This is a genomic window from Janthinobacterium sp. Ant5-2-1, assembly GCF_001445815.1.
GTDB classification, from domain to species: Bacteria; Pseudomonadota; Gammaproteobacteria; order Burkholderiales; family Burkholderiaceae_D; genus Janthinobacterium; species Janthinobacterium lividum_E.
Window position 1 is genome coordinate 166,399 of record NZ_LNCE01000016.1, and the last position, 22,514, is coordinate 188,912.

Consider the following 22,514-nt stretch of genomic DNA (forward strand, 5'->3'; position numbering starts at 1 on the left):
CCAGATGATGCAAAAAGCACGAGACAAACTGCGGGAACTGCGCGCCCTTCACGACGACGGGCTGCTCAGCGAGCAGGAATTTGAACGCCGCAAGAACGCCATCCTCGACGCCGAGTACGCGCCGCCCGGCGCCGCGCCTGTGCCGGCGCCGCTGCCCGTACGTCAGGGCACGGAGCTGGGCTTCATGACAGGCCAGGAAATCGGCCCGCAAAACCGCCGCTACCGGCTTGAACGGCTGATCGGCACGGGCGGCATGGGGCAGGTGTGGCAAGCGACCGACCTGGCCACGCACGCGGAGCTGGGCAGCAGCGAAATGGTGGCGCTGAAGATCTTGCCGCCGCAGCTGACGCAAAGCGCCACGCACGCCAAGCTGCTGATCGAGGAGGCGACGCAGGCGAGGAAGCTCGCGCATGAAAACATCGTGCGCGTCTACGAGTGGGCGCAGGACCCGGCCACGGCCAGCTATTTCATCATCATGGAATGCCTCGATGGCGAAGACCTCGAGCACTATCTGGCGCGCGAGGGCGCGCTGCCCCTGTCCACGGTGCAGGAACTGCTGCAGCCGGTGGCCGAAGCCCTGTCGTATGCGTGGGAAAAGCACAAGCTCGTGCACCGCGACATCAAGCCGGGCAATGTCTTCCTGACGGCCAAGGGCGACGTCAAGCTGCTCGATTACGGCATCGCTTCGCGCGTGCGCAATGCGGACAGCAGCCTGGCGTTGGACATGCCGAATGCGGGCACGCATGGCTACCGGGCGCCCGAGGCCGGCGTCAACCAGCGCCAGCCCAGCCCGCGCCTGGACGTGTACGCCGTGGCCGTGATGATCTATCAGATGCTCGAAGGGCGCATGCCGTTCGACGACGCGCGCAGCGCCAGCCATTTGCCGTCCGCGCCGCAAGCGCTCAATGCGCAGCAGTGGCAAGTGCTGCAGAACGGTTTTTCGCTGACGCCGGAACTGCGGCCCCAATCCGTGCAAGCCTTGCTGGAAAACCTGGAGCGCGCGGCCGGGCCGTCGCCTGAAGAACTGGCGGAACAGGCGCGCCAGCAGCAGGCGCGCGCGGCGCAGCAACAAAAGGAAGCGGCGCTGGCGGCCGAACAGGCCCGCGAGGCGGCGGTCAAGGAGGCGCGGGCGCGCCAGGAAGAACTGGACCAGCGCCGCAAGGCCGAGATCCAGGCGGCCGCGCTGGAAAAGCAGCGGCAAGACAAACTGCGCCGGGAACAGGAGGCGCAGCGGCATTTCGAAGCGGAAGAGGCGCGCAAGCTGCGCAAGGAAGCGCTGCGCGGCCAGCTGCGCGCGCGCCGCGAAGCCGATGCGGCCACCGCCTTGCAGGAACACCAGGAATTGCAGCGCAAGGCCATCGTCGCCAAGGCGGAAGCGGCCTACCGCGCCGAGCAGGAACGCGCGCGCAAGGAGCAGGCCAGCCGCGCCGCCGCAGCAGCAGCCGTCCCTGCGCCGGCATCCGCGGCGGCGCCGGAACCGGAGCACGTGGAACCGGTGCCCAATGCGGAAGGCGTCTTGCGCGACGATTTTCTCGATGGTTCGGGCCAGGGGCCGGAACTGGTGCTCATTCCCAGCGGCCGCTTCCAGATGGGCGCGCACGAGACGGAACACAAGGCCGCCATCCAGGCCGGCTCGCAGCAGACGTGGCTGGAACGTGAAACGCCGCAGCACTGGGTCGGCATCGAGCGCCCGTTCGCGCTGGCGCGCCACCCCGTCAGCGTGGGCGAATGGCGCGCCTTCGTCAAGGCGACCGGCTGGGCGGGCGGCTCGGAAACGGACTGGGACAATCCCGGCTTCGTGCAGAACGACCAGCACCCGGTGGTGGGCGTGAGCTGGAATGACGCGCAGCTGTACCTGGCGTGGATGAGCGAGCGCACGGGCCGCCACTACCGTCTGCCCAGCGAAGCGGAATGGGAATACGCATGCCGCGCCGGCACGCGCACGGCCTTCAACGTGGGCGACACGATCAGCACCGAGCAAGCCAACTACGACGGCCTGTACGTCTACAACGGCGGCCCGCGCGGCGTGTACCGGGGCGGCACCACGCCGCTGGGCACTTTCGCGCCGAATTCCTGGGGCCTGTTCGACATGCATGGCAATGTGTGGGAATGGGTGCAGGACGTCGTGCACGACAATTACGAAGGCGCACCCGTCGATGGCAGCGCCTGGGAAGAGGGCAGCGACAGCGGCCGGCGCATCCTGCGCGGCGGCTCCTGGCTGTACCACCCGCGCTACCTGCGCTCGGCCCTGCGCAACGGCTTTTCCACCGTGCTGTCGAACGATATCGTGGGCTTCCGCGTGGCGCGCACGCTCGACTAATCCATTGTCATATTGGCCATCTTGACGGATACTTCATGCACCTTAACCGTGCTGGAGTGTCCGTGTTCAAACGCCGCCTGCTGTCCCTCATGTTCGCCTGCCTGCCCATCTCCGTCCTGGCCGGCGATTTGCCTTCCTATCCCTTTATTCACGCGACGGGCACGGCCTACAGCTTCGTCACGCCGGACCTGGGCGAGATCGACTTCGATGTCAGCGCCTTCGACCCGGCGCCTGACGTGGCCACCGCGCTGGTGAAGACGCGCATCACGGAAATCAAGGCGCTGCTGGTGGAGCAGGGTTTGCCGGAAGCGGCGGCCGGCATCGAGGTGCGCGACGTGCGCAAGGAAATCCGCAAGGGCGCGGAGCAGGACCCGGCCAATCCGCAGTACCAGATCAAGGCCAGCGTGCATATCAACGTGGCCGATTTGTCGAAGTGGCCCGCCGTCATGGGCCCGCTGCTGGCCATGCCCAACCTCGATGCGTTTGCCGTCACCTTCGGCGCCACGCAGCGCATCCGCCTGGAAGAGGAGCTGGTGGGCGAGGCCGTCAAGGATGCGCAGCGCAAGGCCGACGCCATGGCGCGCGGCTTGGGCAAGCGCGTGGGCGCAGTGGCCGGCATCTCGTCGGACCAGCTGAAAAACCTGGGCAATGCGGTGGGCCTGGTGCCGTCCGACCGCTACCAGCGCGCCAACAGCCGCCAGCGGCAAAATCCCGACGACATGCTGATGGTCACCGTCCTCAAGATGGGACAGACGGTCGATGCCGTGTTCCGTATCAAATGACCAGTTAGCCGGGCGGCGGGCTGCGCCAAGCGGCCAAACGGTGTAAATTGTGGCTTTCCAAACGCACCAAGGAACGCCATGACCATCAAAGCCATCCGCGACCAGTCGCAACCCATGCGCCACATCGTGCACGTGCGCGATCACATCATCTCCGCCGACGCCTCGGTGGAGGAGGGCGGCGGCGACGCCGGTCCTTCGCCGCACGACCTGTACGACGCGGCCCTGTCGGCCTGCAAGGCGCTCACCGTCGTCTGGTACGCCCGGCACAAGGGCATCCCGCTGGAACACGTGGAAGTGTCGACCGAGCGCGATGCCAGCGAAGAGCGCAAGGGCGTGTACCGCCTGGCCGCCACCCTGCACCTGACGGGCGAGCTGACGGATGCGCAGCGCCAGGAATTGCTGGCAGTGGCCGGCAAATGCCCTATCCACAAGCTGATGACGGCCGTCACCACGGAAATCACGACGGTGCTGGCATGAGCGCGGCCATCCTGAAAAGCCACGAAAAGGACCTGGGCGGCGGCTTCGTCGTGCGGCGCTTGCTGCCTTCCGCTGCAAAACAGGCCGTCGGCCCCTTCATCTTCTTCGACCATTTCGGCCCCATCGACGTGGCGCCCGACGCCAACCACGACGTGCGCCCCCATCCGCACATCGGCCTGGCCACCGTCACCTATCTGTTCGAGGGAGCGATCGACCACCGCGACAGCATCGGCTCGTACCAGCGCATCGAACCGGGCGCCATCAACTGGATGACGGCCGGGCGCGGCATCGTGCATTCGGAACGCACGCCGCACGACCTGGCCGGCCAGCCGCACCGCACGCACGGCTTGCAGCTGTGGGCCGCGCTGCCCAAGGCGCACGAGGAAGACGAACCGAGTTTCACGCACACGCCGCAAGCCGACATTCCCGTCGTGCCGCTCGATGGCGCCGTGGTGAAGGTCTTGATCGGCACAGCCTTTGGTCAGACCTCGCCCGTGCGCACGTATATGCAGACGGTGTACCTGGACGTGGCGCTGCAGGCGGGGCGCGAGTTGCGCCTGGAAGGCTTGCCGCCGGAAGCGGCGATCTATCCGATCAGCGGGGACGTGCTGGTCGATGGCGTGGTGCTCGTGCCGCACACCATGGCCTTGCTGGAAGCAGGCACGGTGCCTGTTGTAACGGCAGGCAGCGGCCCGGTGCAGTTTGTCGTCATCGGCGGCGAACCGCTGGACGGCCACCGCTTCCTGTTCTGGAACTTCGTCTCGTCAAGCAAGGAGCGATTGTCGCAAGCGGCCGACGACTGGACCGCCCAGCGCATGGGGAGCGTGCCGGGCGAGACGGAATTCATCCCGCTGCCGAAGGCGCCATTGCGTCCTCCGGCATAAGCTGGATTAGAACCGCGCGCGCAAGGTCAGTTGCGCCTTGCGCGGCTCGCCATAGAAATTGCCCCAGGCCGGCGCACCCACCGTCTGGTAGTAGCGCTTGTCGAGCAAGTTCGTCACGGACAGCGACGCCGTCCAGTTGCGGTCGATCTGGTAGGCGCCGCGCGCGCTCCACAAGGCATACGCGCCTTGCGCCACCGTGATGTTCTGCGTCACGCGCGAACTTTCCGTCTGGAAGTTCACGCCGCCGCCCACGCTCCACTTTTGCAGGGCGCCGGGCAGGCGGTAGTCGCTCCACGCGCGCAGCATGTGGCGCGGCGAGTAGGTGCTGGCGAACATCACGCCCGCATTCGACGTCTGCTCCAGATATTTAAAATTGTTCAGTGTGTAGCCGGCGAACAGCTGCCAGCCCGGCGCCACTTCGCCGCTGATTTCCGCATCGACGCCTTCGCTGCGAACCTTGCCCGCCGAGAAATAGCATTCCGTGCCGCTGGAGCAGGTATTGACCAGGTCGAGTTCGGCGCGGTTGCGCTGCTCGATGCGGAACAGCGCCAGCGAGGTGTTCACCTTGCCGTCGAAGAGTTCACCTTTCACGCCCACTTCCAGGTTGCGGCCCTTGAGCGGGTCGAGCAGGGCGCCTTCGGCCGTGCGCTGGTTTTGCGGCTGGAAGATGTCGGAAACGCTGGCGTAGCCGTTCCAGCGCTTGTCGAATGCGTAAATGACGCCGCCATACGGCGTGACGACGCCGTTTTCGCGGTAGGGATCGATGTACACCTCGCCCGTGTCACGGTACACGCTGCTCCATTTGTAGTTCGATACGCGCGCGCCCGCCACCACGGTGAGCGGATCGCTGACGCTGAAGCGGGCCACCCCATAGGCGCCCGTCTGCGTCATTTTCGTCACGCTGGGATCGCCCCGGTAGCTGTTCTCGCGGAACCAGGCGTCGCTCGGTTCGGCCACGCCGTGATTTGGGCGCAGCGGGTTGTTCGGCTGCTGCAGCAAGGCCAGGCTGAAATCGCTGTCGCTTTCCAGGCGGTTCGTGTTGATGCCGGCGCTGAAGCCGTGGCGGCGGCCGAAGGCGTTGAATTTGCCGTCGAGCGACAGGTCGAGGCCCTTGTTGGTGCTGCCGTAGTCGAACACGCCGCCATACATCATCATGCCGGCCATGGTGGCGGGATTGATCGCGCCCTGACTGAACATGTATTTCACGTCATGCCGCTCGCGCGTGTAGTTGGCGCTGGCCTTGAACAGCCAATCGGCGTCGAAGCGGTGCTCGAATTCGGCGAAGACGGCCGTCTGCTTGCTGTTCCAGCGGTTCCAGTCGGCGCCGAGGAAGGTTTCGCGCGGCAGCTTCGGATCACTGCCATCGCGGTAGCGGGCCATGCCGGAAAAGAAGGGCGTCGAATGCAGCTTTTCGTAGCTGGCGCCCGTCGTCAGCTTGCTGCCCGGCGTCAGGTCGAATTCCAGCACGCCATACAGCACGTCGGTGCGGCTGTCGGCCACGTCATAGAAATAATCGCGCTGCTCGTGCGCGGCGACGGCGCGGCCGCGGATGCTGCCCGACTCGTTCAGCGGACCGGTGACGTCGACTTCGCCGCGCACGTCGTTCCAGCGGCCGGCGCTCAGCGCCAACTGTACCTGCTTTTCCGCCAGCGGGCGCTTGCGCACCATGTTGATGGCGGCGCCCGGCGAACCCGTGCCCTGCAGCAGGCCCGTGGCGCCGCGCACGATTTCCACCCGATCCAGCACGGCCGTATTGCTGGTAAAGCTGTTCGCCTGCGGGTAGTACATGGCGCGGTTCACGCCGTCGAACTGGTAAGTGTCGACCATGAAGCCGCGCGAATACACATAACGCCCGCCCATGGGGCTGTCGTACATGGTGATGCCGGTGGTATTGGCCAGCACGGCGTCGATGGTGTTGAGGTTCTGGTCGTCCATTTTCTGGCGCGTGACGACGCTGACGGATAGCGGAATCTCGCGCAGGGTTTGCACGCCCTTGCCGACGGTGACGGCGCGCGCCGCATACGAGTTGCTGTGCTCACTGACGGGGTCGCGCTCCATGCTGGCGCTGACCGTCACGGGCGCCATGGTCTTTTCCACGCCGGCCGCCGCTGCGGACGATGGCGCCGCCTGGCGCAGCACGTAGGCGCCGTTCGGCAGTTGCACGGCTTCCAGGCCGCTGCCGGCCAGCACCTGGGCAAAGCCCTGGGCTACGCCAAAGCTGCCGCGCACGCCGGGCGAGCGCAGGCCGCGCGTCTGTGCCGGGTCGGTCGACAGGCTGACGCCGGCGGCGACGGCAAAGTCATTCAAGGCGGTGGCCAGCGGACCGGCCGGTATGGCGTAGGCTTGCGGGGCAGTGGCGGCCTGGCCTTGCGCCAGCGCGGGTGCGGCGACAAAGGCGGCGGGGGCGGCGCAAGCCATGGCGATGACGGCCAGGCGGATGGCGCGCGCGGCGGGATGGAGGACGGGGGTGGTCAGCTGCATGCTCGGTCTTTCTGCTCTAAGGGATAAGAATTGGCGTATGAATCGGCTACGTGATTGGCTACTTAATTGACTACTTAACTAGGAAGCCGAAGCAGCGCAGCGAAACACCAACCCCTGGCGCAAAAAAACTGAAAATAATTATGCAGGCCGGGCCGACACCGTGGCCCAGTAGCGCGTGAAGTACGTCACTTGCAGCCCGTGCGAGGCGCACAGGCTTTCCAGCACGGCGTCGATATCGTCGAGCCGGTAAGTGCCCGTGACGGGGCGCCGCGCCACGCCGGCGTCGCACACGAGGCGCCCGCGCCGGTAGCGCGCCAGTTCCGTGACCAGTTTTTGCAGGGGCCAGTCGGTGGCCACCAGCATGCCGCGCAGCCAGCTGTCCTGGTGCGCCGGCATGGCCAGCACGTCATCCGCGCCAGTGTCGCTGAAACGCAGCTGCTGTCCCGCTTCCAGGCGGCGCACGGCGTCCGGGCGCGCAGCGCAGCGCACTTCCACCGCGTGTTCGAAGACGCTGACCGTGCTGCCGTCGGCATCGCAGCGCACGCCGAAGCGCGTACCCAGCGTGCGGATCACGCCGTGCGGCGTGTCGACGAGGAAGGGGCGGGCATCGGACGCCGTCGTGATCATGATTTCGCCATGGTGCAGGCGGATGCGGCGGTGCGTGGCGCCGTAAGCGACATCCACGGCGCTATCCGTATTCATTTCCATGCGCCCGCCATCGGCCAGGGTTACGTGGCGGCGCTGGCCCGGCGCCGTGCGCAAGGACGCCGTCAGGGCTTGCCATGCGGCGGATTGCAGGCCCGCCTGGCCCAGCGCGATGCCGCCGCCGGCCGCCATCAGCATGGCCAGCACCTTCGCGGCGGCGCGCCGGCGCTGCTGCGCCGCCTGCAGGGCAGGCATCGCCAGCGCTGCCGGTATCGCGCCCAGCTGGCCGTCCATGCGTTGCAGCAGGTCCCAGGCCCGTTCATGTTCGGCGCTGGCGTCGCGCCATGCCTGCAGGACGGCCGGATCGGCGCTGCCGCACTGGAGTTCCACGTGCCAGTGGGCGGCGGCGGCCAGGATGCTGCGGGCGATAGGATTGGACGACGATGTGCCGAACATCATGCGGCCGCCAGCATCAGGCATTCCGTGTAGGCGCGCACCAGGTGTTTTTTCACGGTGGGCAAGGATACGCCCAGGCGCCGGCTGATCTCCACATAGCTGAGCTCTTCGATCTGCGCCAGCAGGAAGATGGCGCGCGTGCGTGCGCCCAGGCGGTCGAGCAGGCGATCGATGGCCAGCAGGGTTTCGATGATGATGGCATGCGTTTCGGCGCAGATTGACGCCGGTTCGGCTTGCTGCGCCAGCGCTTCCAGGTAGGCGTGTTCCAGCGCCTGGCGGCGGTAGCGGTCGATCAGCAAGCCGCGCGCGATCGTCGCCAGGTAGCCGCGCGGTTCGCGCAGGGGCGCCAGCGGCGTCACCTCGCGCTTGCCCAGCAGGCGCAGGAACGTGTCCTGTGCCAGGTCGGCCGCCTCGGCGCGGTTGCCCAGCTTGCCGCGCAGCCAGCCATACAGCCAGCCGTGATGCTCGCTGTACAGGGTGCTCAGGTGATTGGCATGGGTGGGACTGACGGTAATCACTGCGTTCTCCAGGCAAGGGAAGAGCTGGGCTGACGGAACGCGGGGGTGCCGGCTGGCTGGGCTGTTTGAGAATGATACTCATTATCACATTGCCATGCGGCCCCCGTCAATCGGCGTCAGCCACCGAGGCGCCAGCGCTCCTGCCACTGTTGCAGATCCGCCCAGGCTTGCTGCAGGGCAGTGGCGGACCAGTGCAGCAGGCTGTCCAGCGCCAGCACGCTTCGCTGCCAGTGGATGCCGTCAAAAAACACGTGGTCGGCCACGATGGTGGCGGCCAGCCAGGCGGCGATGATGACAATGATGTCGTGGCGCCCGCTTTTCCACCAGCGCAGCGAGTGGCGGCGGAAAATCCACGGTACGCCCAGCGGATTGGGCCAGTCCGCCAGAAGATGCATGATGCCGCCGGCCGCAAAGCCGAACAGGGGCGGTGCCCACAGGTGGTGCGGCAATTGCAGATACGTGTAGACAAGCAGGGCGATCCAGGCCAGGCCCCAGTGCGTCCATGTGCGGTGCGTGATCCACAATTTGTGCGTGCGCGCCCACCAGGCCACTTCCAGCCAGTCCGGCGCCGTGCCGCCCAGCGCGCCCATGACAAAGGCGAGCAGGCTCAGCACTTGGTAGGGACCACCGGCGCCAGCGTGCGCGACCAGGGCCGCGGCGATCACGCCGGCAGCCCAACCGGTCGCATGATGCGCTTTGTTGGAAGCCATAGAAAATGTAAAACGCCATGCGTGGCGTTGTGTGAAATGCAGGGGATATTAACTGGATGAATATACAGTATGCAAGGGCGTGGAGGGGTGCTATTTGCAGAATATCTGCTGATAATTTGTTAAATTGTGTGTCGGGATAGCTTGGCCAGCGGACTCTGCAATGCATGCCGTCCGGTCAATTGTGTTATGCGGCTGATAATGTAATTGGCGCAGGGCGCGCTATGCTGAAAGCAGTTTGACGTTTTGAGGAGGTGTCGCCATGAAAATCCCGCGCGAATTGCAGATTCCCGCCCTCGTGTTTTCGCTGGAAGCGGTGTTCATTATTGGCTTGTCGCTGATTTTCCTGGTGCTGGTACCGCGCTAGCGGTCAGGTGTCAGGAGGTGCTGTATCAGGCAGTTTGCATGGTTGTGCTGTCGCATAGCGCCGCGCCTTCGGTGCGGATGATCCAGCATTCCGGATACGGTTCGCTGGCGAAGCGGTTGTGCCGCGCGAAGCCGCTGAGCTTGTCGAGCGCGGTGGCGGGGGCCAGTGCCGTTTCCTTGCCGCTGGCCGTGTCCACGTGCCAGAAACCGCCGTTGCGGTGGAAGAGTACGGGAAGGCAGCTGGCTTGCGGCGTGGCAAGGTGGCTTGCCGGCGTGGGCTGGGTGTCGGGCAGCAGCAGGTAAAAACACTCGGCACGGGCGCCGTGGTCGATGCGGTGCAGGATCACGCCGTGCGCGAGCAGGGCCGTGACGCTGAGCACGACGATGCCCTTGATGCTGGCAGACAATTCGATGCGCATGCCCAGGCGCAAGGGTACGGGCTTGTGCTTGCCTGGCCACACGCCGTCGAGCAGCAGGCCATAGCGCGACACGTCCTCGATTTCAAAACCTTGCTGGCTGCGCCGGATGATGGCGTGGCGGCCCGACAGGCGGCGCGTCAAGCCATTGTTGTCCTGGCCGTCGGGGCTGAAATGGCTGAGCAAGACATCGGCTTCCGGGTCCACCAGTTCGAAGCGGCCCAGCATGCATTCTTCCAGCGCGAACAGGCGGATCTGGCGCTGTTCGCCCGCTTCCGGCGCCGCATTGACGAGACAGGCGGCCTGGCTTGGGTGCGGATGGCAGTGGCTGGCGGCGGGCAGGTCGACTTCGATCAACTCCTCGTCCCAGGCAATCGTGGTAAATCCCATGTCGATCTTGCCTTGCGGCGCAGACAGATCCACGTGGGCGATGCCGGCATTGCGCGCCGTCACGTCGAGGTTGCAGCCGTCGCCGCCCGTCACGCGGGCGATCGAAGCGTCGTCGGCCATCACGCGCACGTTCTTGTGCGTGCTGAGGAAGATCTGGTGGATTTCCGTCAGGGTGGCGTCGCGGCGCGGCACGAGGATGACAAACGTGCACACCCATTTCTGCGCCACGGCGCCATCGACATGGCTGTGCACTTCCACTTCGATCTGGTATTGCCCGTGTTCCTTGTTGCGCGAGGAAAACTCGACAAACACGGGACGCCAGTCGCCGCGCGTGGTGCGCACGAAATCATGCTGCACGTGCCCGCGGGGGATCAGGTCCGAGCGCAGGCGCAAGGTCAGCTGCGGCGCGCAGGCGGCGCTCATGCCGCGCAACTCCATCTTCAGGGTTTGCCGTCCGCCTGCCGCGCGCGGATCGAAGCCGCTGATGTGCAGGTGGGCTTGCACGGGCTGGTAAGCGGGCGGCACCGTTGGCGGCGCAACGGGCGCTGGCGTGAAGGCCGGGGTGGCGGCGGAGGCGGGTACAGAGCGGCTTACCGTTTGAATGGCGGCATCGCGAATAACGGCATCGCGAATAACGGCATCACGAATAACAGCATCGCGCATATCAGAATCATGTGCAGGGGCGTGCGAAAGCGCCGTTGCCGATGGCTCGGAACGGGCGCTGCGCAGTGCGGTCAACAGGTCGTAGCTGCTGGAGGCAGTCGTTGCTTGCGGGTGGTTGCCCGCGCAGACTGTTTCCCCAGGCAAGACCCAGAACGTACAGTGCGGGTGCTCCGGGTTGCTGCATTTTTTCATGACATTCTGACTCGAATCGAGCGGGGACATTCTGCCCTCTGTTATACATGAGAGCTTACGCGCTTTTGCGCCTGCTTGGCAACTTTCGCGACACCGGAATGCGCTCTTTTTACCCAAATTCATGCCCCTGGTCACACCTTGTCATGCCTGCCATGGAAACCATTGCTCAAAAGAACATTTTATATCTTTCTGGATATGTTATTTTGATATCGGTATGCGGCTGCGTTCAGCCGCGCCGTTTGCTGACGATGACTTCCAGGTATTCGCCCGGCACCACCAGCGAGTGGGCATGGTTCGATTTATACCGGCCGTCGTGAGCGTGGCGGGGTTTTGCATTATGCTGGCGCAACTGTTATCCCCCACATGCCGCCTGACTCCGAAAGATGACCATGCCCGTGCAACGTCCGCTCCAGCTTGCCATTGCCTATGGCGCCACCTTGTGTGTATTCCTGGCCATCGATGCCCTGTGGCTGGCCGTGCTGATGAAACCGATGTACGCCGCGGCGCTGGGGCCGTTGCTGGCGGACACGCCACGCTGGGCGCCGGCCGTGCTGTTTTACCTGCTGTACGTGGCGGGGCTGGTGGTGTTCGCCATCTTGCCCGGCTTGCGGGCGCGCTGCGGGCGCACGGCGGCGGCGCTGGGTGCGCTGCTCGGGCTGCTCGCCTATGGCACTTATGATTTGAGTAACTATGCGACCTTGCGCGACTGGCCGCTGGCCTTGACGGCGATCGACATGGCCTGGGGCGCCGTGCTGTCGGCCATGTCGGCAACGGCCGGCTACCTGGCCGCTAGCCGCCTGGGACGGTGAACTCCGCATCGAAGCGCAGCGCCAGCATGGTAATGTTGTCGCTATGTAAGCCTTTTGGCGGCTGGTAGAGGAAGTCGTCGAACACGGCGCTGACGGCCTGCGCCGCAGTCTTGCTGGCGCACAGGGCGGGCCAGCGGGCCGTGAGGGCGAGCGGATCGTCGCACGCCCAGAAGCCGTCGCTGGCCAGCAGATAGTGGGCGCCGGGCCGCACGCGCAGCACGCGGCGGTCGCCCAGGTGTGCGAGGAAGGGCGGCAAGTTGGCCGCATCGAGGCCGCGCAGGGGCTTGTCGAGCTGCAAGCTGTCGCTGATGGCGTTGCCTAAAATAAAGGCCTGCGAGATTTGCGGATGATGTTCGCCATGCACGGCGGCCCGCCAGCGCGTCTCGTCGAGCGCGCCGCGCATGGCGTACACGGTGGCCGGCACGTGGTCGACGGTGAGGATGCTGGCCACCCCGTCGGCAATTTCATACAGGCGCGAATCGCCCACGTGATACAGCAGCGGCGCTTCGCCGGGCGGCACTTCCAGCAAGGTCAGGGTGGTGCCGGGCGGTCGCGCCTGGGCTGGCTCGGCCCCCGCGAAACTGTCTTGCAAGCGCGTGTGCAACTGGTCGAGCCTGGCTGCCAGGCTGGCCGTGTCGAGGCAGGCGGGCATGGCCAGCAAGCCTTGCACGGCCGCTTCCGCCGCTTCGCGTCCATGGCCGTGGCCGCCCATGCCGTCGAGCACGGCGGCGCGCACATGGCCGCGCGGCCAGCCAGGCACCTGGCAGTGGAATGGCGCTTGCTGCGACAGGCAGACGGCGTGGCCGCTGGCATCGATCAGCAGGAAATTGTCCTGGTTCTCGCGGCGCGGCATGGGGCCGGCGCCCACGCTGGTGCCGGCGGCGGCGTCGAGCCAGGGGCCGAAGTCGAGCCCGTCTTTGATTAAATGCATCGGTTGTTGCGGTCCAGGCGGCCAGCAATGTTGATCATAGGACACAGCTTAGCCGAAATCATGCGGGAGCGATACCTTGCCTATTTTGCAAAAAAACCTGCGGCAGCAGGCTGGCGCAGGTTTTTCATGGTGCAGTGCAGGGCGGTGCTTAACGGCGATGGCCCCATCCGTGACCGTGGCCGTGACCGTGGCCACGGTCATAGTAGTCGCGGCGGTCATAATCACGGTAGTAGCCGCGGCCCGGTTGCACGTAGACGACAGCCGGCGGGCCGTAGTAGCGCGGTGGCGGCGCGTAGTACACGGGCTGCGGCGCCGGGGCGTAGTACACCGGTTGCGGCGCAGGCGCGTAATAAGTTTCGCGGTAGCCGCCGCGATAGCCGCCACGGTCGTAATAGCGGTCATTCGTGCTGATGCTGTTGCCGACGGCCGCGCCCAGCACGCCACCGACGATCGCACCATTGCGCCCGCCGGTGCTGTTGCCAATGGCCGCTCCGACAACGGCGCCTGCAACGGTATTGAAGTCGCGGTCACCGGCAACTGCGGCCGAAGACACAGCCACTGCCGCTACCATTACCGCACCCAGGAGTTTCTTGTTCAACATGGCATTTCCTTCCATTCCGGCGAGATCACAATGATCTGCATGAAGTGGACTATATCTGCTGCCGCAAGCTTGTTCCACGTCTAATACAACTTATTACAATCCTGCCCCGGCCGTAACAAGTCAGCGCCGGCGCGCCTGCCATTCGGGGCGTAGCAAGCTGTACATTTTGGCATCGCGCATCACGCCATTGATAAAGAAGGCCTGGCGTATCAATCCCTCCTGGGTAAAGCCGTTCTTTTGCGCGATGCGCTCGGAGCCGATGTTCAGCGGGTCCATCAGCAGCTCCAGCCGGTGATACGGATAGGCACTGAACAGGTAGTCCACCACCAGACGCGTCGCTTCGCTGATGTAGCCGCGCCCGTCCCGCTGCCGGTCGAACAGGCGGTAGCCGATTTCGCGCGAGGCCGGCGTGCGGCTCTTGAAGTGCGTGATCGTGCCGATGATGTGCTGTGAGTGATCTTCGATGAGGAACAATTCGCTGTCCTCGGTGACGAAGCCCGATTGCAGGAAGTCGCGCCGCATGGCTTCGGGCGACTTGAATTGCATCGAGAAAAACTCGCCGCGCGATGGCAGGTCGTTGACGAGGGAGATATAGGTATTCAGGTCGGCGGCCTGCAAATGCCGGACGGTACAGAGGGTTCCCTTGAGCATGTCGGTTTCCGGTAGCGATCACGATCTTGATGGTAATCGACTCCGGGGGAAACAGGCAATCGATCCCGTAAAAGTTGCTGCAATGACAGAATAAATACGCTATCGTAGAAAAAGTCGCGCCTTGCCCATGGCCACGGCGTACCCGCTTCGACCTCGTTGACTGGATTTGAATACATGCATAGCATCCTGACTGGCGCGCCACTGCGCCGTTCCGCTTTATCCCTTGCCCTTGGCTGCATCGTCAGCGCCGGCGCCTTTGCCGCCGCGCCGGGCAATACGCCGCAAGCGCTGGCGCAGGTGCGCGATACGGCGCTGCAAAGCGACTGGGCCTACGCCCGCCTGGCCGACATGACGGATCTGATCGGTCCGCGCCTGTCCGGTTCCGCTGGCGCCGCCGCCGCCGTGCAGCAGGTGGCCGACACCATGCGCCAGCTGGGCGCCACCGTCTCCTTGCAGCCCGTGAAAGTGCCGCATTGGGTGCGCGGCGTGGAAACGGCGGAAATCGTCGACTATGCCGGCCGTCCGCAGGGCGTGTCGCAGCGCGTGGTGCTCACGGCCCTGGGCGGCTCGGGCGCGACGCCGGCCGCCGGCCTGACGGCGCCCGTGATCATCGTCAAGAGCCTGGAAGAACTCAAGGCGCGCGCGCCGGAAGTGAAGGGTGCCATCGTGCTGATCGATACGCCGTTCGACCAGGAGATGGCCGAGCGTGGCCTGGCGGGCGTCACCTATGGCCAGGGTTCGCGCTCGCGTTTCCTCGGGCCGAAGGCGGCGGCCGACCTGGGCGCCGCCGCCGCGCTGGTGCGCTCGGTCGGCGGCGCGAACTTCCGCATCCCGCATGCGGGCGCCACGGGCCTCGATGAGAATAAACGCATACCGGCCGCGGCCGTCACCGTGGAAGACGCCTTGCTGATCGCTCGCCTGGCCGCGCGCGGCCCCTTGAAAATGCACCTGATACTGACGCCGCAAACCCTGCCGGAAGCTGACAGCTACAATGTGATCGCCGACTGGCCGGGCACGGACAAGGCCGACGAAGTGGTGGTGGTCTCGGGCCACCTCGATTCCTGGGACCTGGCGACGGGCGCGCACGACGACGGCGCCGGCGTGGTGGCGGCCATGGGCGTGGTGGAAACCCTGAAAAAGCTCGATTACCGCCCGCGCCGCACCATCCGCGTGATCGCCTGGATGAACGAGGAAAACGGCGGGCGTGGCGGCCAGGCCTATTTCGAAGCCCACAAGCAGGCGCTCGGCAAGCAATATGCGGCCATCGAGATGGATAGCGGCGCGGGCCGCCCGTTCGGCATCAAGGCCAGCGTGGGAGCGAAGGCGGAAAAACTGTTTACGCCTTTGCTGGCCGCCCTGCAGCCGATGGGCGCGCATGCGTTCACGCGCCGCGACGCGCTGGGCACGGGCGACTTGCACCGCCTGGAAACGGGCGGCGTGCCCAGCTTCGAGCCGCTGGTCGACAGCCACAGCTACTTCCATTACCACCATACGGCGGCCGACACCCTGGACAAGGTCGACCCGGAAAACCTCAAGCGCAACGTGGCGCTGATGTCGTCGCTGGCCTGGTTCCTGGCCAATATCGACGGCGAGATCGGCCGCGCGCCGGAGCAGGGTGAATAGGCGCCAATGTCGCTACCCGACCTGAACCTGTTGATCACGCTCGACGTCCTGCTGGCCGAAGGCAGCGTCACGCGCGCGGCGCAGCGCTTGCGTTTGAGTCCATCGGCCATGAGCCGCGCCCTGGCGCGGCTGCGCGAGACGACGGGCGATCCGCTGCTGGTGCGCGCCGGGCGTGAGCTGGTGCCCACGCCGCGCGCGCTGGAGTTGCGCGAACGAGTGGGGCCCCTGTTGGGCGAGGTGCTGGCCGTGCTGGGACCGGCGCAGGCATTGGACCCGCGCCAGCTGGCGCAAACGTTCACGCTGCGTTCGAGCGACGGCTTCGTGGAAAATTTCGGTCCTGCGCTGCTCGCGCATATCGGCGCGCAGGCGCCTGGCGTGCGTCTGCGTTTCGTGCAAAAGCCCGACCGCGAAAGCGTGCAGCTGCGCGAGGGCAGCATCGACCTGGAAACGGGCGTGATCGGCAGTCTCACCAGTCCGGAAGTGCGCACCCGCAGGCTGTTCGGCGACCGTTTCGTGGGCGTCGTGCGCAGCGGCCATCCGCTGGCGCAAGGCGAGATCAGCGCCGAGCGCTATGCGGCCGGTCAGCATGTGCTGGTGGCGCGGCGCGACCAGGATACGGGGCCGATGGACGACGCGCTGGCCGTGCTGGGATTGCAGCGCACGATCGCCAGCATTGTCGGCGGCTTTACGGCGGCGTTGGCGCTGGCCGCCGGCTCCGACCTGATCGCCACCGTGCCGGAACGGCATACGGGCAATCTGCGCGCCGGCATGTTCACCTTTGCGCTGCCGCTGCGCATGCCCGAGCTGACCGTGTCGCTGATGTGGCATCCGCGCATGGATGCCGACCCCGCCCACCGCTGGCTGCGCGGCTGCGTGGTCGACGCCTGCGCGGGCCAGATCAACGGGGGTTGATGCCTCCGCGCGCATCATGCGGGCTTTCCAGCCTTGTTCATGACGCGGCCGAGCACGAAAATGGCCAGCGCGGCAAGTATCAGCACGCTGGCCACGCCAAAGGTGGCGTGCATGCCGCCTATCATGGCGGCTGGCCGGGCGCTGGCGATATCGCCGGCGCCGGCAGCGAAGACGGCGCCCATCACGGAGGCGCCCGTGACGAGCCCCAGATTGCGCGACAGATTGAGCATGCCGGAGATGACGCCGCGCTGCTCGGGAACGATATTGACCATCACGGCCGTATTGTTGGCTGCCTGGAACAGCGCGTAGCTGGCCGTGAGCAGCATGATCGGGGCGACGTAGCCAGCAATGCCCAGGCTGGCGGGCAAGAGGGCCAGCGCCAGGCTGGCGCCGGCCGCGCCGCACAGGCCCGCGCCGCCCATGCGTTGCGCGCCATAGCGGTCCACCAGCCAGCCGGATGGCACGCCGCAGAACGCCGCCACCAGCGGCCCCGCCGCCAGCACCATGCCAGTGACTGCCGCGCCCAGGCCCAGGCCGCGCGCCAGATAGAAGGGACCGACCACCAGGGTGGACATCATCACAGTCGACACCAGCATGCTGGTCGCCAGGCCGGCGCCGAGCACGGGCGCGCGCAGCATGGCCAGGCGTATCAGCGGCGCCGGCGCCTTCAGTTCGACGCGGACAAACAGGATGGCGCCCACGCAGGCAGCCAGCAGCAGCCCCACGTTGCGCGCGCCGAAATGGCCGCGGCCCAGCGTCATGGCCAGCGCATAGGCGACCAGGGTCAGCGCCAGCAGCACGGTGCCGCGGTGGTCGAACACGGGGCGTTTGGCATTGGCGCCGCGCTGGTCGGCGGGAAGGTAGCGCCAGGCCAGCAGCAGCGCCACGCCGGCCAGCGGCACGTTGACGAGGAAAATGGCTTGCCAGCCGAAGCGCGCGATCAGCAGGCCGCCCAGCGCGGGGCCCAGCGTGGTGCCGACGGCGGACATGGTGCCGAGCAGCCCCATGGCGCTGCCCGTCCTGGCCTTGGGCACGGTGCTGCCGACAAAGGCCATGGTCAGCGCCATCATGACGGAAGCGCCCAGGCCCTGCAGGGCGCGCGCGGCGACCAGCAGCCACAAGGTGGGCGCCAGCGCGCACAGGATGGAGGCGACGGCAAACAGGGCGATGCCGGCCAGCAGCAGGCGGCGCCGGCCGACCATGTCGCCGAGACGGCCCACGCTGACGATCAGGGCCGTGATGGCCAGCAGGTAGGCCAGCACGATCCATTGCACGTCCTGGAACGGTGCATGCAGAGCCCTGGCCATGTCGGGCAAGCCCGCGTTGGCGATGCTGGTGCCCAGCGCTGGCAGCAGCATGGCCAGCGACAGGCTGGCAAGCGCGCCGCGCACGGGTCGCGTGATGGCCTGCTGCTCGGGTGGTGCGGATGTTGACGGTGGTTGCATGGCGTGGCGGATCCTCGAATAGGGTCACCACATGGTACTGAGGGATATGGCATGGCGGAAGACGCCGCATGTGCATTGTGCTGTTGCGTCTGACGCCATGTGAGCTGAAAGAAACTACATCGCTAGGCTAGATCGCATTGAGCGGTATTTTGAGGTAGCGCACGCCGTTGTCTTCCGGCTCGGGCAGCTTGCCCGCGTTGATGTTGACCTGGATGGCGGGCAGGATCAGGGTCGGCATGTCGAGGGTGGCGTCGCGGCTGGTGCGCATGGCCACGAATTGTGCTTCCGTGATGCCGTCGCGCAGGTGGATGTTGCTGGCGCGCTGTTCCGCCACCGTCACTTCCCAGCGCGCCTCGCGGCCGTTGGGCGGGTAGTCGTGGCACATGAACAGCCGCGTCTGCGGCGGCAGCGACAGCAAGCGCTGCGCGGAGCGGTACAGCAGGGCAGCGGAGCCGCCGGGAAAATCGCAGCGGGCCGAGCCGACATCCGGCATGAACAGGGTGTCGCCGACAAACACGGCGTCGCCGATCTGGTACGCCAGGTCGGCCGGCGTGTGGCCGGGCACGTGCAGGGCGCGCACTTCCAGCGTGCCAATGTGAAAGACCTGGTCGGGCGCGAACAGCTGGTCGAACTGCGAGCCGTCGGCCCTGGCGCCGTCCTGGTGGTAGACGGCCGCGAACGCCTGCTGCACCGTCTGGATGGCGGCGCCGATGGCCACGTCGCCACCCAGCTGCTGCTGCAAATAGGGTGCGGCGGACAGATGGTCGGCGTGCGCGTGGGTTTCCAGTAGCCAGCGGCATTGCAAGCCGTGTTCGCGCACGAAGGCGATCACCTTGTCGGCCGAAGCGGTCGAAGTGCGGGCCGCCTTCGGGTCGTAGTCGAGTACGGAATCGATGATGGCGCAGTCGCGGCCATCGGCCTCATACACGACATAGGTGACGGTGGCGGTGGCGGGGTCGAAGAAAGCTTGGATTTGTGGGGTCATCACGGCGGCAGTGGACGGGCAGGGAATAACATTATATCGCCAGAGATCGTTCAAAAAATGTTGAAAATTAACATTTAACATGCGAAAAACAGATAAGCGAACGAGCCAGGCGCGCGACTACCGTGCGCACCCTGTGTCTTGCCGCGTGCTAACCTCATTCTTCCAAGGAGGAATTCATGAACGATATCACTGCACGCAGCGAACAGTACCGCGGTTTTACGATTTCCGTGACCCCGCAAAAGGATAACGACGACTTATGGGATTTCACCTACCGCCTGCAGCGCGAAGGCGAGCCGGACGCACAGGCGATCACGCGCAGCCGCACCCTGGGCGGCTACGCGGCGCCCGAGACGGCTTGCACGGCGGGTCTCGAAGTGGCCAGGACGGAAGTGGATAATCTGCTGCGCCCTTGAGCCAGCGTAAATCGTTTAGCCCGAAAGTGCGCCTGGCTGCGGCCGGCGCGTGAAACACGTCGCTGCCAGTCGCGCTTCATGCTACGATTTCCAGTATTGAGTCAGTCACCAAGGAGGCACCCCATGAATAGCAGTTCTAAAATTCACTATAAAGGCTGGGAAATCGTTCCCCTGGCCGTGCCCACCACCGACGGCAAATGGTCGGCCAGCTGCGACATCGAACGCGCCACGGCGGAAGGCCTGGAAGTGTTCGAAGGCTCGACCATGCAGTTCGTGCGCGACGACGAGGAGGGCGCCATTGCCGCCGCCTGCGAAGAGGCCGTGCGCCAGATCGACAATATCATCGCCAATCCGCTGGTGCGGCTGGCCTAGTTTGCCTTGGTAGTATCAATTGTATAAATCAGCCGGCGCCCGCCGGCTGTTTTTATTGCGCGTCTTGCAACCTGGGCTTCCACCGCGATGTGTACCTGTTACATGTTTCATTCAATGTTTCAAAATGAGTTTCATGAAACAATAGTGAAACATTTTTGATACCAAACGTGACATCGCTGTTCCGCTGCGCCACAGCGCACGGTGCGTGGCCTCGTGGCCGTTTGCCTGCCTTTTCACTCTGCATTCGACGGTTTCCGTCCAGACAGAAGGGGCCTGGCACGGCATTTGCAATACTGATGCTCATAGCCACTCCGTGAAACATTCGGGACCATCCGAAACCCATAAGGTGAACACATGACTCAATACTCCGCAGGTGCCGCATTCCGCAAGGCCGTCCAGGAAGAATCCCCATTGCAAGTCGTCGGCACCATCAACGCCAACCACGCCTTGCTGGCCAAGCGCGCCGGTTACAAGGCCATCTACCTGTCCGGCGGCGGTGTCGCGGCCGGCTCGCTGGGCTTGCCCGACCTGGGCATTTCCAGCCTGGACGACGTGCTGACCGACATCCGCCGCATCACCGACGTGTGCGACCTGCCGCTGCTGGTCGACGCCGACACGGGCTTCGGTGCATCCGCCTTCAACGTGGCGCGCACGGTGAAATCGATGATCAAGTTCGGCGCGGCCGGCCTGCATATCGAAGACCAGGTTGGCGCCAAGCGCTGCGGCCACCGTCCGGGCAAGGAAATCGTGAGCAAGGAAGAGATGGTCGACCGCATCAAGGCGGCCGTCGATGCGCGCACGGACCCGAACTTCGTCATCATGGCGCGCACCGATGCGCTGGCCGTCGATGGCCTGGAATCGGCACTCGAGCGCGCCATCGCCTGCGTCGAGGCGGGCGCCGACATGATCTTCCCGGAAGCCATCACGGACCTGGACATGTACGCCACCTTCGCCAAGGCCGTCAACGTGCCGATTCTGGCCAACATCACGGAATTCGGTTCCACGCCGCTGTTCACCCTGGATGAACTGCGCAGCGCCCACGTGGGCCTGGCCCTGTATCCGCTGTCCGCCTTCCGCGCCATGAACAAGGCGGCGGAAAACGTCTACCAGGCGCTGCGCCGCGACGGCACGCAAAAGAATGTGCTCGACACCATGCAGACGCGCATGGAGCTGTATGAATCGATCAATTACCACGACTTCGAGCAAAAGCTCGACGCGCTGTTCGCCGCGCAGAAAAAATAATCGCATAGAAAAAAGCGGGCCGCTCGATGGCCCGCCGCACTGGACTGACAATCATCTTCTGGAGAACACAATGACCGCACCGCAAGCCGCCACTTTCAAGCCTAAAAAATCCGTCGCCCTGTCCGGCGTCACCGCCGGCAATACGGCGCTGTGCTCGGTCGGCAAGACCGGCAACGATTTGCACTACCGCGGCTATGACATCCTGGACGTGGCCGACAGCTGCGAGTTCGAGGAAATCGCCTACCTGCTGGTGCACGGCAAGCTGCCGACGTCCGCCGAACTGAAAGGCTACAAGGCCAAACTGAAATCCTTGCGCGGCTTGCCGTCAGCCGTGAAACTGGCGCTGGAAGCGCTGCCCGCCGCCGCCCACCCGATGGACGTGATGCGCACGGGCGTGTCCGTGCTGGGCTGCACCCTGCCGGAAAAAGACGACCATAACGCGCCGGGCGCGCGCGACATCGCCGACCGCCTGATGGCGTCGTTCGGCTCCATGCTGCTGTACTGGTACCACTACAGCCATAACGGCAAGCGCATCGAAGTGGAAACGGACGACGACTCGATCGGCGGCCACTTCCTGCACCTGCTGCATGGCGAAAAACCGTCGGCGTCGTGGGAAAAAGCCATGCATACGTCGCTGATCCTGTACGCGGAACACGAATTCAATGCCTCGACCTTCACCAGCCGCGTGATCGCCGGCACGGGGTCGGACATCCACTCGGCCATCACGGGCGCCATCGGCGCGCTGCGCGGCCCGAAACACGGCGGCGCCAACGAAGTGGCGCTGGAGATCCAGAAACGCTACGACAACCCCGACGAAGCGGAAGCGGACATCCGCGAGCGCGTCGCCAACAAGGAAGTGGTGATCGGTTTCGGCCACCCCGTCTACACGATTTCCGATCCGCGCAACGTGGTCATCAAGGAAGTGGCGCGCAATCTGTCGCTGGAAGCCGGTTCCACGAAAATGTTCGACATCGCAGAGCGCCTGGAATCGGTCATGTGGGAAATCAAGAACATGTTCCCGAATCTGGACTGGTTCTCGGCTGTGTCCTACCACATGATGGGCGTGCCGACGGCGATGTTCACGCCGCTGTTCGTCATTTCGCGTACCTCGGGTTGGGCCGCCCACATCATCGAACAGCGCATCGACAACAAGATCATTCGTCCGAGCGCCAACTATGTCGGCCCGGAAGACCTGGAATTCGTGCCGATCAAGGACCGCAAATAATGAGCACT

General features: G+C 65.3%; 22 protein-coding genes. 11 read left to right on the top strand and 11 right to left on the bottom strand.

Going from position 1 to position 22,514, the window contains the following annotated elements:
- The first annotated feature begins 4 nt into the window (after positions 1–4).
- The 4 genes from ASN89_RS06655 to ASN89_RS06670 all read left to right on the top strand — a co-directional run bounded on the left by ASN89_RS06655 (position 5) and on the right by ASN89_RS06670 (position 4,463).
- A complete protein-coding gene (locus ASN89_RS06655) occupies positions 5–2,320 on the top strand; it encodes an SUMF1/EgtB/PvdO family nonheme iron enzyme (protein ID WP_058048690.1) in 2,316 nt (771 codons plus the stop codon).
- 62 nt (positions 2,321–2,382) lie between these two features.
- Positions 2,383–3,102: an SIMPL domain-containing protein gene (locus tag ASN89_RS06660; RefSeq protein WP_058048691.1), complete on the top strand. Its 720-nt coding sequence runs from the start codon at positions 2,383–2,385 to the stop codon at positions 3,100–3,102.
- A gap of 78 nt (positions 3,103–3,180) precedes the next feature.
- Positions 3,181–3,579: an OsmC family protein gene (locus ASN89_RS06665; RefSeq protein WP_046684109.1), complete on the top strand. Its 399-nt coding sequence runs from the start codon at positions 3,181–3,183 to the stop codon at positions 3,577–3,579.
- Positions 3,576–4,463, top strand: coding sequence for a pirin family protein (locus tag ASN89_RS06670; protein ID WP_058048692.1), 888 nt, complete (start codon positions 3,576–3,578; stop codon positions 4,461–4,463). The genes ASN89_RS06665 and ASN89_RS06670 overlap by 4 nt, the downstream gene beginning before the upstream one ends.
- A 6-nt stretch (positions 4,464–4,469) precedes the next feature.
- Here the strand turns inward: ASN89_RS06670 and ASN89_RS06675 are convergent, their stop codons facing one another.
- The 6 genes from ASN89_RS06675 to ASN89_RS29685 form a co-directional block, all read right to left on the bottom strand.
- The gene (locus tag ASN89_RS06675) at positions 4,470–6,944 is read right to left on the bottom strand and encodes a TonB-dependent siderophore receptor (RefSeq protein WP_058048693.1); all 2,475 of its coding nucleotides are present in this window, start codon (positions 6,942–6,944) and stop codon (positions 4,470–4,472) included.
- A 138-nt stretch (positions 6,945–7,082) separates the two neighbouring features.
- On the bottom strand, positions 7,083–8,048 hold the full coding sequence (locus ASN89_RS06680; protein ID WP_152988463.1) for a FecR domain-containing protein: 966 nt from the start codon (positions 8,046–8,048) through the stop codon (positions 7,083–7,085).
- On the bottom strand, positions 8,045–8,563 hold the full coding sequence (locus ASN89_RS06685) for a sigma-70 family RNA polymerase sigma factor (protein ID WP_200899222.1): 519 nt from the start codon (positions 8,561–8,563) through the stop codon (positions 8,045–8,047). Before ASN89_RS06685 ends, ASN89_RS06680 begins: the two co-directional genes overlap by 4 nt.
- A 116-nt stretch (positions 8,564–8,679) precedes the next feature.
- On the bottom strand, positions 8,680–9,273 hold the full coding sequence (locus ASN89_RS06690) for a metal-dependent hydrolase (RefSeq protein WP_046684111.1): 594 nt from the start codon (positions 9,271–9,273) through the stop codon (positions 8,680–8,682).
- 389 nt (positions 9,274–9,662) lie between these two features.
- Complete coding sequence (locus ASN89_RS06695) at positions 9,663–11,105, bottom strand: FHA domain-containing protein (protein WP_235501891.1); 1,443 nt, start codon at positions 11,103–11,105, stop codon at positions 9,663–9,665.
- Positions 11,106–11,523: 418 nt separating this feature from the next.
- The gene (locus tag ASN89_RS29685; protein ID WP_260687187.1) at positions 11,524–11,646 is read right to left on the bottom strand and encodes a hypothetical protein; all 123 of its coding nucleotides are present in this window, start codon (positions 11,644–11,646) and stop codon (positions 11,524–11,526) included.
- Positions 11,647–11,686: 40 nt separating this feature from the next.
- Here ASN89_RS29685 and ASN89_RS06700 point away from each other — a divergent pair, with 40 nt between their 5' ends.
- The gene (locus ASN89_RS06700) at positions 11,687–12,106 is read left to right on the top strand and encodes a DUF2177 family protein (protein ID WP_058048738.1); all 420 of its coding nucleotides are present in this window, start codon (positions 11,687–11,689) and stop codon (positions 12,104–12,106) included.
- On the opposite strand, the gene ASN89_RS06705 is transcribed toward ASN89_RS06700, so the two are convergent.
- The 3 genes from ASN89_RS06705 to ASN89_RS06715 form a co-directional block, all read right to left on the bottom strand.
- Complete coding sequence (locus ASN89_RS06705; protein WP_058048696.1) at positions 12,087–13,037, bottom strand: PP2C family protein-serine/threonine phosphatase; 951 nt, start codon at positions 13,035–13,037, stop codon at positions 12,087–12,089. The two genes, ASN89_RS06700 and ASN89_RS06705, sit on opposite strands and share 20 nt — an antisense overlap.
- 148 nt (positions 13,038–13,185) lie before the next feature.
- The gene (locus tag ASN89_RS06710) at positions 13,186–13,638 is read right to left on the bottom strand and encodes a glycine zipper 2TM domain-containing protein (protein ID WP_046684114.1); all 453 of its coding nucleotides are present in this window, start codon (positions 13,636–13,638) and stop codon (positions 13,186–13,188) included.
- 120 nt (positions 13,639–13,758) lie between these two features.
- Positions 13,759–14,289: a GNAT family N-acetyltransferase gene (locus tag ASN89_RS06715; RefSeq protein WP_046684115.1), complete on the bottom strand. Its 531-nt coding sequence runs from the start codon at positions 14,287–14,289 to the stop codon at positions 13,759–13,761.
- 174 nt (positions 14,290–14,463) lie between these two features.
- Here ASN89_RS06715 and ASN89_RS06720 point away from each other — a divergent pair, with 174 nt between their 5' ends.
- Positions 14,464–15,912: a M20/M25/M40 family metallo-hydrolase gene (locus ASN89_RS06720; RefSeq protein WP_058048697.1), complete on the top strand. Its 1,449-nt coding sequence runs from the start codon at positions 14,464–14,466 to the stop codon at positions 15,910–15,912.
- A 6-nt stretch (positions 15,913–15,918) separates the two neighbouring features.
- Complete coding sequence (locus ASN89_RS06725) at positions 15,919–16,824, top strand: LysR family transcriptional regulator (RefSeq protein WP_058048698.1); 906 nt, start codon at positions 15,919–15,921, stop codon at positions 16,822–16,824.
- 14 nt (positions 16,825–16,838) lie between these two features.
- On the opposite strand, the gene ASN89_RS06730 is transcribed toward ASN89_RS06725, so the two are convergent.
- Together ASN89_RS06730 and ASN89_RS06735 are read right to left on the bottom strand one after the other, a co-directional pair.
- Positions 16,839–18,269, bottom strand: coding sequence for an MFS transporter (locus ASN89_RS06730; protein ID WP_058048699.1), 1,431 nt, complete (start codon positions 18,267–18,269; stop codon positions 16,839–16,841).
- 127 nt (positions 18,270–18,396) lie between these two features.
- Positions 18,397–19,254, bottom strand: a complete 858-nt coding sequence (locus tag ASN89_RS06735; RefSeq protein WP_058048739.1) for an MBL fold metallo-hydrolase — start codon at positions 19,252–19,254, stop codon at positions 18,397–18,399.
- 176 nt (positions 19,255–19,430) lie between these two features.
- On the opposite strand from ASN89_RS06735, the gene ASN89_RS06740 reads away from it, so the two are divergent.
- The 4 genes from ASN89_RS06740 (at position 19,431) to prpC (ending at position 22,506) form a co-directional block, all read left to right on the top strand.
- On the top strand, positions 19,431–19,667 hold the full coding sequence (locus ASN89_RS06740) for a hypothetical protein (RefSeq protein WP_046684120.1): 237 nt from the start codon (positions 19,431–19,433) through the stop codon (positions 19,665–19,667).
- A gap of 123 nt (positions 19,668–19,790) precedes the next feature.
- Entirely contained in the window at positions 19,791–20,039 is a 249-nt protein-coding gene (locus ASN89_RS06745) for a hypothetical protein (protein WP_034751890.1), read from the top strand.
- A gap of 354 nt (positions 20,040–20,393) precedes the next feature.
- On the top strand, positions 20,394–21,281 hold the full coding sequence (gene prpB, locus ASN89_RS06750; RefSeq protein WP_058048700.1) for a methylisocitrate lyase: 888 nt from the start codon (positions 20,394–20,396) through the stop codon (positions 21,279–21,281).
- A gap of 70 nt (positions 21,282–21,351) precedes the next feature.
- Complete coding sequence (gene prpC / locus ASN89_RS06755; RefSeq protein WP_046684122.1) at positions 21,352–22,506, top strand: 2-methylcitrate synthase; 1,155 nt, start codon at positions 21,352–21,354, stop codon at positions 22,504–22,506.
- Positions 22,507–22,514 lie beyond the last annotated feature (8 nt).